At 66.0% G+C, this 10838-nt stretch carries 10 protein-coding genes; 2 read left to right on the plus strand and 8 right to left on the minus strand.

What is annotated here, in order from left to right; translation table 11 throughout:
• Nucleotides 1-82: 82 nt before the first annotated feature.
• Nucleotides 83-1036 (plus strand): transaldolase, encoded by a 954-nt coding sequence (tal, locus tag D0901_RS12505; protein ID WP_129140629.1) that lies wholly within the window; start codon nucleotides 83-85, stop codon nucleotides 1034-1036.
• Between the two features lie 72 nt (nucleotides 1037-1108).
• On the opposite strand, the gene D0901_RS12510 is transcribed toward tal, so the two are convergent.
• From D0901_RS12510 to D0901_RS12535, 6 genes are all read right to left on the minus strand, one after another.
• Entirely contained in the window at nucleotides 1109-2107 is a 999-nt protein-coding gene (locus D0901_RS12510) for an LLM class flavin-dependent oxidoreductase (RefSeq protein ID WP_129140630.1), read from the minus strand.
• A 96-nt stretch (nucleotides 2108-2203) separates the two neighbouring features.
• Nucleotides 2204-2878 (minus strand): tetratricopeptide repeat protein, encoded by a 675-nt coding sequence (locus D0901_RS12515; protein ID WP_129140631.1) that lies wholly within the window; start codon nucleotides 2876-2878, stop codon nucleotides 2204-2206.
• A gap of 28 nt (nucleotides 2879-2906) precedes the next feature.
• The gene (locus D0901_RS12520; RefSeq protein WP_129140632.1) at nucleotides 2907-3692 is read right to left on the minus strand and encodes an SDR family oxidoreductase; all 786 of its coding nucleotides are present in this window, start codon (nucleotides 3690-3692) and stop codon (nucleotides 2907-2909) included.
• On the minus strand, nucleotides 3679-5853 hold the full coding sequence (locus D0901_RS21400; RefSeq protein ID WP_129140633.1) for an AMP-binding protein: 2175 nt from the start codon (nucleotides 5851-5853) through the stop codon (nucleotides 3679-3681). The genes D0901_RS12520 and D0901_RS21400 overlap by 14 nt, the downstream gene beginning before the upstream one ends.
• A complete protein-coding gene (locus D0901_RS12530; RefSeq protein ID WP_129140634.1) occupies nucleotides 5846-6538 on the minus strand; it encodes a thermostable hemolysin in 693 nt (230 codons plus the stop codon). Before D0901_RS12530 ends, D0901_RS21400 begins: the two co-directional genes overlap by 8 nt.
• 114 nt (nucleotides 6539-6652) lie before the next feature.
• Nucleotides 6653-7177, minus strand: a complete 525-nt coding sequence (locus D0901_RS12535) for a YqaA family protein (RefSeq protein ID WP_233440418.1) — start codon at nucleotides 7175-7177, stop codon at nucleotides 6653-6655.
• Between the two features lie 197 nt (nucleotides 7178-7374).
• Between D0901_RS12535 and D0901_RS12540 the strand changes: the two genes are divergently transcribed.
• Nucleotides 7375-9009 (plus strand): BCCT family transporter, encoded by a 1635-nt coding sequence (locus D0901_RS12540; protein WP_129140636.1) that lies wholly within the window; start codon nucleotides 7375-7377, stop codon nucleotides 9007-9009.
• A 360-nt stretch (nucleotides 9010-9369) separates the two neighbouring features.
• Here D0901_RS12540 and D0901_RS12550 read toward each other — a convergent pair whose 3' ends face one another.
• Entirely contained in the window at nucleotides 9370-10449 is a 1080-nt protein-coding gene (locus D0901_RS12550) for an alpha/beta hydrolase family protein (RefSeq protein ID WP_129140637.1), read from the minus strand.
• Nucleotides 10450-10552: 103 nt separating this feature from the next.
• Nucleotides 10553-10838, minus strand: a 286-nt coding sequence (locus D0901_RS12555; RefSeq protein WP_162500855.1) for a transposase, incomplete at its 5' end; no start/stop codon positions are given.

Below are 10838 nucleotides of genomic sequence, written 5' to 3' on the forward strand. Positions count from 1 at the left end.
GCGAATTCGACAGGTGCCGATGCCCCTGCGTGGGGCCCCGATCGGGACCGTCTCCATTGATCGACATGCAGGACGATACGTCATGACCCAACTCGACGCGCTGAAACGCCTCTCCATGGTGGTCGCCGACACCGGCGACCTCGACGCCATCCGTCGCTATCAGCCGCACGACGCCACCACCAACCCGTCGCTGATCCTCAAGGCCTTCGATCTCGACGGCTATCAGGCCCTGATCGACGAGACCCTGGCCGCGGTGAAGGCCGAGGTGGCCGACCCCGACGCGCGCATCGAAGAGGCGGTGGACCGGCTGTCGGTGGCGATGGGCAGCGAGATCACCAAGCTCGTGCCGGGGCGCGTTTCCACCGAAGTCGCGGCCAAGCTCTCCTTCGACGAAGCGGCCAGCATCGACAAGGCCCACCACCTCATCTCGCTCTACGAGAAGCAGGGCGTCTCCCGGGATCGCGTGCTGATCAAGCTCGCCTCGACCTGGGAAGGCATCCGCGCCGCCGAGAAGCTCGAGAAGGAGGGCATCAACTGCAACCTGACGCTGCTGTTCTCGGATGCCCAGGCCCGCGCCTGCTTCGAAGCCGGCGTCTACCTGATCTCGCCCTTCGTGGGCCGCGTCACCGACTGGTACAAGAAGGCCACCGGCACCGAATCCTACGCGCCGGACGAAGACCCGGGGGTCAAGTTCGTGCGTGGCGTGTGCGACTATGCCAGCCGCTACGGCTACCAGACCGTGGTGATGGGCGCCAGCTTCCGCAACACCGACCAGATCCTGGCGCTGGCCGGCTGCAACCGCCTGACCATCTCGCCGGCCCTGCTGGAAGAGCTCTCCTCCACCGAGGGCGAGGTGACGCGCAAGGTCACCGACCAGAGCGATCGCGCCGAGCACCCGGGCCGGATCGAGGAAGCCCGGTTCCGCTGGGAGCACAACGAGGATGCCATGGCGACCGAAAAGCTCGCCGAAGGCATTCGTACCTTCGCCGCCGACCAGAAGAAGCTGGAAGGGCTGCTGGCCAAGCGCCTCGGCTGATACGCCTTTTCGCTTTCAAGACCCACGCACCCGGCCCTGCGCCGGGTGTCGTCGTTTCCGGGGGAGCGAGACTCAGGCGCTCTGCCATACCTCGGCCAGGATCTCGAAGGAACGCCGCCGGTCCCGGTGGTCGTAGACGTCGGTGACGACCATCAGTTCGTCGGCCTGGGTTTCTTCCAGGAAACGCTCCAGCCCCGCCTTGACGGTCTGTGGACCGCCGACCACCGCGGCGCCCAGGTTCTGCGCCACCGCCGCGCGCTCCTGCGGCGTCCAGTCGAGCGCCTCGACCGGCGGCAGCGCCACGGTGCGCCGACCGCGAATCAGATTGAGAAACTTCTGTTGCGAGGTCGTCGCCAGGTAATCGGCGTGGTCGTCGTTGTCGGCGGCGATCAGCGGCATGCCGACCATGGCGTAGGGTGCATCGAGCACCGCGGAGGGCTGGAACTGGGTGCGGTAGAGATGCAGCGCCTCGAACAGATAGCCGGGTGCGAACTGCGCGGCGAAGGCGAACGGCAGCCCCAGGCGGGCGGCGAGCTGGGCGCTGAACCCGCTCGAGCCGAGCAGCCAAAGGGGCACGTGGGTGCCCTGGCCGGGGACCGCCTTGACGCGCTGGTCCGGCGTGGCATCGCCGAGATAGCGGCGCAGTTCGTCGAGACGGTCGGGGAAGTCGTTGACCCCGGCGTAGGGATCGCGACGCATCGCCGCCATGGTCGCGCCGTCCGAGCCCGGCGCACGACCCAGTCCCAGGTCGATGCGTCCGGGATAGAGGGTTTCCAGGGTGCCGAACTGTTCGGCGATCATCAGCGGCGGATGGTTGGGCAGCATGATGCCCCCGGAGCCCACCCGAATGCGCGAGGTGGCGCCGGCGACATGGCCGATCAGCACGCTGGTCGCGGCGCTGGCGATGCCGTCGATGTTGTGATGCTCCGCCAGCCAGTAGCGAGTGAAGCCCAGGTCGTCGACCTGGCGGGCCAGGTCGACGCTGTTGTCGAAGGTCTCGCGGATGCTGCCGCCCTGGCGGATCGGCGCCAGGTCGAGCACGGAGAGCGGTGTTTGGGCGAGTCGGGACATGGGCACCTCGGTGAAGACGGGAGAGTCGTTAGTCGGCTCAATATTTCTTCACTCTGGGGGCGTATGCCCGACAACGCAAGGTCTGCCGTCGGCCGCTCAGTCCAGTGCCTCGAGCAGTTCGTGGATCTGCGCGCGACGTCCCTGGTCGGCCACCTCGCGGCCCGGGCGTGGCGCCGCCTGTAGCGCCTTCTGCAGTGCCCGGCGGGCCTCGGCGTCGTGGCCCTGGTCGTGCTGGTAGTCGCCCCAGAAGTAGAGCGGGTCGATGCCGTCGGGGTCGAGCGTCAGTCCCTTCTGCAGCATCACCTTGGCCTTGTCGTCGTCGCCGAAGCCGATCGGCCAGCCGGGCACCTGATAGTAGAGGGCGCCGAGGCTGGTATAGGCCGAGCCTTCGAGGGCATTGGCGTCGAGCGACAGTGCCTTCTCCAGATCGCCCTTGGCCTCCTTGACCAGTGACAGGGCGCCCAGGCCGCCCTTGGCACCGGCCTCGCTGCTGCGAATGATGCCCGCCCAGATGTAGAGTTCGGCGGCGCCGGGGTGGGCGTCGATCAGTGCCCGGGCTCGCTGGTAGAGCTGATCGAAGCCGTCGACACGCCGCTCTTCGGGGGTCTTGTACTGGATCTGCGCCCAGCGGCTCTGCAGCTCGTGGACGCCGCCGGCGACGGTATCGCTGATTGCCGAGGCGGCGTTCGATAGACCGAGTGTCAGGCCGACGAGGGCGGCGATGGCCGCGCCGCGGCGGGCGTGACGATGGATTCGGGATGTGGCGGACATGAGCATTCTCCGGCGTTCTCGTTGCGTGTCAGGGGCGGCTGGCAAAGCGCTGGATGGTGGCGAGCTGACGGCGCAGCGCCCGGTCGACGAGGCCGGGCACCACGGCGTTGAGGCGCACGAAGAGCCGTTCCGGCCAGCCCAGGTGGCGGTCGGCGGCACGCTGGTCGACCGCGCGGACGATCGCCTCGGCGACCCGCTCGGGGTTGTCCATGGCGTTGCCCAGTTCGGCGTTGAGGGCATCGACCGTGGCATCGTTCATCGCCGTGCGGGTGGCCCGCGGGGCGACGTAGTGAACGTGAATCGCGGTGTCGGCGAGCTCACGGCGCAGGGCCTGCGAGAAACCGCGCAGTGCGGCCTTGCTGGCGCAGTAGCTGGCGTAGCCGGGATAGCCGATGGCGCCGAAGGTCGAACCCAGGTTGACGACCCAGGCCTCGTCGGCGGCCTTGAACAGCGGCAGCATCGCCTGGGTGAGCTGCAGCGTGGCGGTGACGTTGAGCGAGATCAGCTCACTCACGCTCTCCGGCGACTGATGGGCGAACAGCCCGAAGCGGTTGACGCCGGCGGCGTTGATCAGCATGTCGATGTCGAGTTCGCGGGCGGTCTCGACCAGACCCCGGCGGGCCTCGGCGTCGCACAGGTCGACGGCCCGCCAGTCGGCGTCTGTCGGCAGTTCGTCGACCAGTGCCTGCAGCGCCGCCGGGTTGCGGCCCACCAGCAGCAGTCGCGCGCCGCGGCGTGCCAGTTCGCCGGCCAGGGCGCGACCGATACCGCCGCTGGCGCCGGTGAGAAGAATGCGTCGATCAGACCAGTGCATGGCCGAGTGCCTCCGTGGGATCGCCGCCGGCGTCGAGCCCGCGGAACATCGCCCCGTAGAGGCGATAGACCATGTTGGCGGTGTCGATCACCGCCTGCAGATCGGCCGCGTCGTCGAGGCGGTCGATCAGCCCCTCGAAGAACGCCAGATGGCCGACGTCGAGATCGCCGTGGGACTCGAGGTAGTGAAACGCGCCCTCGGGCAGCCCCAGGCCGTCGCGGATCGCGCCGGCGGCGCGGGTGGCCAGCGCGGTACTGGTGCCCTCGAGGACGAAGACCATGCCGAAGAAGCCCACCGGATTGTCGTGGGCGATGACGTCGCGCACGTGGCGCACCATCAGCTCGGTGGCCGGTGCCGGCTGGCTGGCGGCCGCATGGTCCGGGTCGCCGCCCGCGTTGCGGATGTCGTCGAGGATCCAGCGCTGGTGGCCGTACTCCTCCGCGATGTACTCGACCAGCGCGCCACGCAGCCACTCGAGGCGCTCGGGGAGGCGTGCGCCGCAGGCCATCATCAGCGGCACGGTGTACTTGACGTGGTGGTAGGCCTGGCCGAGGAAGGCGAGGTACTCGTCGTGGCTGATGCGCCCCTCCAGAGCACGTTGAAGGATCGGGGCGGCGAGCAGCCAGGTGCGCGAGTCGGCGGTGGCCTGCTGAAGGCGTTGATAGGGGCTCATGGGGTCTCCTCCGGGGAGTGATGGGCCGGAATGGGGAACAGCGGCAGCGTCGAGCGGGGCCTCGAGCCAGTCGCGATGGCGCGCGGCCAGCGCCTCGCGGCGCAGCCGGCCGTTGGCGGTGATCAGGCCTTCGGTGGCGCTGAAGGGGGCGGCACGACGCCAGTGGGTGATTCGCGCATAGTCCGGTAGCCGGGCATTGGCCGCGGCGACGGCCGTCGCGAGGCGCGTCTCGTCGAGATCGGCGCGTGCCGGCACCAGCAGGGCGCGATTGGCGGGCAGGGCCTCGCCGTGCACCCAGGCCTGGGCGATGGCCGGCTCGGCGGTGAGTTCGGCCTCGACCCAGGCCGGGTCGACGTTGCGCCCGTAGGCGGTGATGAACAACTGTCGGCGCCGCCCCTCGAGAATCAGGTGCCCGTCTTCCCAGCGTGCCAGGTCGCCGGTGGGCCAGGCCGTGGGCATCGGCGATGCGTCGCCCAGATAGCCGAGCATCAGGTTGCCGGCGACGTGTATCTCGCCGTCGTCGGCGAGGGTCAGGCGGGCGTGGGGCAGCGGGCGCCCCAGGCTGCCGGGACGATTGTCGCCGGGGCGGTTGAGGGTCACTACCGAGGCACACTCGGAAAGACCATAACCTTCGAAGACCGGCCAGCCGGCGGCGTGGGCCGCTTCGAGCAGGCTCGGCGCCACCCGGGCGCCGCCCACGGCGATGAAGCGTGCCTCACGGTTCGTCGATTGCCGCGACGTGGCGAGCAGCGCCTCGAGCAGTTGCGGTACCAGGATCAGACTGTGGGGGCGGTGTGTCTCGAGCTGGCGGTGGGCGAGGGCGACGTCGAAGCCGCTGGCGCCCTGCCAGCCGAGCGTCGCCAGGCCGGGCAGCACGCTCGTGGCACCCAGCCACAGGGGCGCGTAGAGCCCGCCGATGTTCTCCAGCAGGGTGGCCAGCGGCAGCATGGCCAGATGGCGCTGCACGCCGCACTCGTCGGCCACCTCGGCCAGGCTCTCGGCGACGCGCAACGGGGCCTCGGCGTCCAGGCACACACCCTTGGGCGCGCCGCTGGTGCCGGAGGTGAAGGTGACCTTGACGGTCCCGGTCGGCAACGGGGGCGGCGCATCGACCCCGCGTTGCCACAGCGCCGCATCCGTTCCGGGGCTGAAGCCCAGCGCCTCGCCGAGTGCGGATGGGCCGATCAGGGTGTCGAGCCCGGCCTGGTCGGCAACGTGCGTCAGTTGCGTGGCCGAGAAGAAGCCCGGCAGGGGCACGTTGACGATACCGGCGAACAGCAGCGCCAGGTCCCAGAGCGCCCAGTCGACGCCGTTGTCCAGCGCCAGGCCGACGCGGCTGGCGTCGGCGGCACGCAGGCGGGCGATGCGAGCCTCGATCTCGGCGATCAGCGAGGCGTAGTCCACTCGCCGTTCGGCACCCTCGAGTGCGAGGTGCTGCGGGCGCGATCGCGCCAGATCCGCAAGGCGGCGATAAAAGCGCTCAGACATGACCGACTCCCCACCGCGGTGCGTCGCCATGCCCGGACGCGGCGGCCGGGCGCGTCACGATGGGGGCGACGTTCAGGCTGGTCAGGGCCCCGGCGCGTGCCTGCAGGTGTCGCCAGGCGGTTAGCATGTCGCCGCCCATCACCAGCGGGGCGTTGGCATAGTAGCGGCCCCAGTCGGTGCGTTCCGCGCCCAGCCGCGCCGGGTCGGCCTCGGCCAGTGGCCAGGCTTCCAGGCCCAGTCGCCGGAAGGCATTGCGTACCTGACGGGTGGCGGTGAAGGTGAGCCATTGCATCTCCTCGGCGACCAGCGTCTCGATCAGCGTGACGATCAACGGTCGCAGCAGGCCCCGGCGCAGGGTGGCGAGATTGCCGACCTCGACGATGTGCGCGCGGTCGACCGTGACGCCGAGCGCCTCGCCGAGGCGCTGTTCGATCGGCTCGTCCAGGTAGCGCTCGAGAAACAGCGCATCATCCGCGGCGTGACGCACACCGAGGGCGGCCTGCAGATGGTGTTCCTGCCACAGGCCGAACAGGCGCGGCTGGAAGTGGCTGAGGGCGGCGCCGTGTTCACGGGCGTAACCCTGGGCGATGAAGCGTTCGAGCTCGGCGCGCTCGGCGTCGGCGGCCTCGCGCCAGGCCAGGGGCCCGAGCGCGGGGGTGGAACGGGGACTGCGCGGTTCGTGCATCACGACACCCTCGGCGAAGGAACTCGAGGGTAGAGTGGCGAAGCGGGCTTAACGAATGCTTAACGCGGCGTGGCCATGTCAGCGGGTCGGTCGATGTGGCTCACTGGGTCGTTCCTACTGGGCTATCTGCCAGTAGCCCCACACGGCGAACGCCACCAGGCCGAACGCCCCCACCGGCCGGGCGTGCCGTTTCCAGAGGCGCGTGGCGCGCTCGCCGGCCACGGCGACCAGTACCGCCAGGCCGAAGTAGCGCACGCCGCGGGCCAGCAGGGCGGCGAGCAGGAACAGGGGCAGCGGGTAGTCGCTGGCGCCGGCGACCAGCATGGCGATCTGGAAGGGGACCGGGGTGATGCCCACGGCGACGATCGCCTGGAAGCCATCCTCCGAGACACGCTGTGCAAAGGCGTCGTAGGCCGCCTGCCCACCGAACAGCGGGATCAGGGTGTCGCCCCATTGCGCGATGGCCAGGCCACCCAGGGCATAACCCAGCAGCGCCGCGCTCAGGTTGCCGGCCAGCGCCACCGCGGCGAGTCGCCACTTGGCAGCCGGGTGGGTCATCATCCAGGGTATCAGGATCAGCTCGATGGGGATCGGCACCAGCAGCGTCTCGAGCATCGAGGCGACGAACAGTACGACCAATGCATGACGCGACGCTGCCAACCGATCGAGCCAAGCGGTGGCGGAAGCCAGCGATCTGAACGACCTTGGTAGGGGCATGTCGTGAAATTCCAGCGATGTCGGGGCGAGTCGGCACGCCCGCGGTGGAGTGAGAAGCGACTGCAGGCAGCGTAAGCGTAAGCCCAGGAAAACGCGAATACTCAGGAAGAGGACATTCCATGGCCAAATTCGGACGGCAACGCGTCTTTTTCAGCTCTGCGCTGATCATCTTCGCCCTGGTGGCGGTGGGCGCGGCATTTCCCAATCAGTTCGGTGCGGTGGCGGATACGGCACTGAAGACGATCGGCCGCTACTTCGGCTGGTTCTATCTGTTCTCGGTGTTCGGCTTCGTGATCTTCTTGATCGCGCTGGCCCTGAGCAAGTACGGCAAGATCCGCCTGGGGCCACAGGACTCCAAGCCTTCCTACAGCTTCTTCTCGTGGGTCGCCATGCTGCTGGCGGCCGGTTTCGGCGTGGGGCTGGTGTTCTACGGCATGGCCGAGCCGATGACCCACTACCTGCACCCGCCGTTCGGCGATCGCGAGCCGGAGACCGCGGAAGCAGCACGCTACGCGATCCAGTACAGCTTCTTCGACTGGGGTATCCACCAGTGGGCGGCGTTCTCGATCGTCGGCCTGATCATCGCCTACTTCCAGTTCCGCAAGGGCCAGCCCGGGCTGGTCTCCTCGGTACTGTCGTCGGTGACCGCCAAGCGGCCCAAGCTGCGCAAGCTGGGCCCGGCCCTCGATGTCTTCGCGGTGGTGGCGACGATCATGGGGGTGGCGACCTCCATCGGCCTGGCCGTGCTGCAGATCAACGGCGGGCTCAAGTCGGTGTTCGGTGTCGAGGAGAACGCCTTCTGGAAGTTCAGCATCATGGGCGCGATGTTCGTCTGCTACATGGCCTCGGCCTGGGGCGGGCTGGACAAGGGCATCAAGCGGTTGTCCAACATCAACCTGGTGCTGTGCTTCGCGCTGATGGTCTACGTACTGGTCACCGGGCCGACCCTGGCGATCCTCAAGACCATCACCCTGGGCATCGGCGACTACCTGCAGCACTTCATCGGCATGAGCCTGCGCACCTCGCCCTACGAACACAGCGAGTGGGCCAACAACTGGACGGTCTTCTACTGGGCCTGGGTGATCGCCTGGTCGCCGTTCGTGGGGACCTTCGTGGCACGTATCTCGCGGGGGCGCACCATCAAGGAGTATGTGTTCGGCGTGCTGATCATGCCGCCGCTGCTGGCCTGCCTGTGGATCGGCGTGTTCGGCGGGGCGGCGCTCAACATGGAGCTGACCGGTGACGTCGGCCTGGCCGCCGCCACCGACGACAACATCACCTCGGCGCTGTTCCAGATGTTCGACCTGATGCCGTTCACCGCCGGCCTGTCGATCGTCGCGCTGCTGCTGATCTTCATCTTCCTGGTGACGTCGGCGGATTCGGCGACCTACATCGTCTCCCAGATGACCGACGGCGGTTCGATCAACCCGCCGCTGTTCAAGCGCATCAGCTGGGGGCTGCTGATCGCCGCGATCTGCCTGACGCTGTTGATCGCCGGCGGCCTCAAGGGGCTGCAGTCGGCCGCGGTGCTCTCGGCGTTGCCGTTCACCTTCATCATCTACGGCATGATATTCGTGCTGGTCAAGGAGTTGCGCAGCGATCGCAAGGCGATGCTCACCGCGCTCTACCGCCGTCACGGCGAAACCCCGGTGGGGGCGGACGTCTTCGAGGCCGACGAACTCGCCGAGGCGGATCGCTACCGGCGTGCGCCCGGGGTGGTCAATCGCCGGATCAATCCCCGCGAAGGGTTCTGATGGAGATACCGGCGTGCCCGGCCTTGGCCGGGCCGCTGGCGTCGCCCTACCTACGGCGCCGGTCTCCTCGATGACGGGGGGACAGTCGGTACTGTGCCAGGCTCTTTTTTTATTCAGAAGACAGCAACGGGGCTGCTAAGGAAACGCTGCATAAATGCCTGCGCGAGCGAATCGCTTCGTTGCGTGGTACTCGAAAACTCGCCTAACTTCATGTTATGTCTCGTTTTCTCCGTTCCATGCGCCTCGCGCTTCATCTCGCTCGTCGATTTATTCAGCATTTCCCTAATTGCTGCACGAGGCCGAACGGCGCTTTCTCATCAATGATGGTCATGGTTTCACCCAGGCCATCAAGGCGACGATTCACTGATTGGTGGCCTGGGCGACGGAAGGCGTGGCTTTGGAATCAGCGTCTACCTGAGTGACTTTGTTGATCCAGATGCTGATCGTATCCAAGGCACGCGGTGCGTAGGCATGATGCCCCATTAAAATAAACAACCCCTTGCGCCAGAGAGACCACTCTGCGGGAAGCTGGTAGTTGAACCATTGTGCTTTCAATAGGCCATGAGTGGCATGATTGATAATCGCCGTTACTTGTTCTTGATCAGGGTGCAGTTTCTGATGGTAGATGGCCTGATTATAGCGTGGGTCGACATTCTTGTCGTCCGCGCCCCATAGAGCCAATATGGGCCCCTGCATTGAGCCGAGGTATGGCGTGGCGTCACTATCGTAATTACGGGCGACAAAGTCAAAACGGTCCCGGGACATGTCCGGACGCAGGCTAGGGTTGGCAGTATCTGGACTGGCAAATGCTGCGTCATTCACTTTTAGGTTATCGGTCACTTTTTGGGTGACTTGCTCTGGGCTCAGTCCCGCTGTTTCTAATTGGCGTTTGGTGTAATAGGCGCCCTGGTGACGCCAGCTGACAGCAGCGCCTACGAGTACGGTAAAAGCGGGTTTTGTCTCGTTATCGGTAATTGGCAAGACCCAGCCTGCTTGAGAGAAACCCAGAAAGCCAATCGGGCTGTTCTTTAGATGAGGTAAGGACTTGATCTCTGCATAAGCCGCTCGAGCTTCATTGCTGCGATCTTGCATGGATTGTCGTAACCAATCTCCCGTGCTTTTCCCGATTCCTGGTTTGTCCCAGGTGAATACGCCGATGCCATGAGATAATAGGCTGTTTATCAAGGGTAAGTAGCCGGAGTTGGAAAAGCGATCCTGCGGGCCGTCGCCATGGATGATGAGCGCAATAGGCGGTGATTGTGCTTTTTTGGGTAAGACTAAAGAGCCGGAAAGTGTGTCGTTGCCTGAGCTGAAGGAGATATTGGTCACATTGTGTTGGCTCAAGTCAAAGTCTTTGAAGCCAGAGAATTGCAAGAGCGTCGCGCTAATGGTAATGATGACCAGGAGCGCGGCAAAGAGCCATTTCGTGCTACGTTTCACCTTGTTAGATTCCAATCAAAAAGGCCGGCGTTCATTATGGATAATAGTGTCAATGGACCAAAGGGGTGGATGTAAGTTCCACACGGACTCTTTAGAGCGCCTTTCAAAACCTGCCTTGAAGCTTGTTCAGACAGACCAAGGAACAGCCCAACAGCGTAAAGGCATAATGGATATCGACTCGCCGCTCATAGCGCGTGGTAAGTCGCCTCATCCGGCTCAGCCACGCAAAGGTTCGTTCGACAACCCAGCGATGGCAGCCGAGTCGCTGACTATCCTCGACACCTCGACGAGCAATACGGGGCTGAATGCCCCGTCGCTGACAGGCTCGGCGGCAACGGCGATGATCGTACGCCTTGTCCGCATGGAGTTTGCCGGGACGCCGGCGAGGC

This window comes from Modicisalibacter coralii, assembly GCF_004117855.1.
GTDB classification, from domain to species: domain Bacteria; phylum Pseudomonadota; class Gammaproteobacteria; order Pseudomonadales; family Halomonadaceae; genus Modicisalibacter; species Modicisalibacter coralii.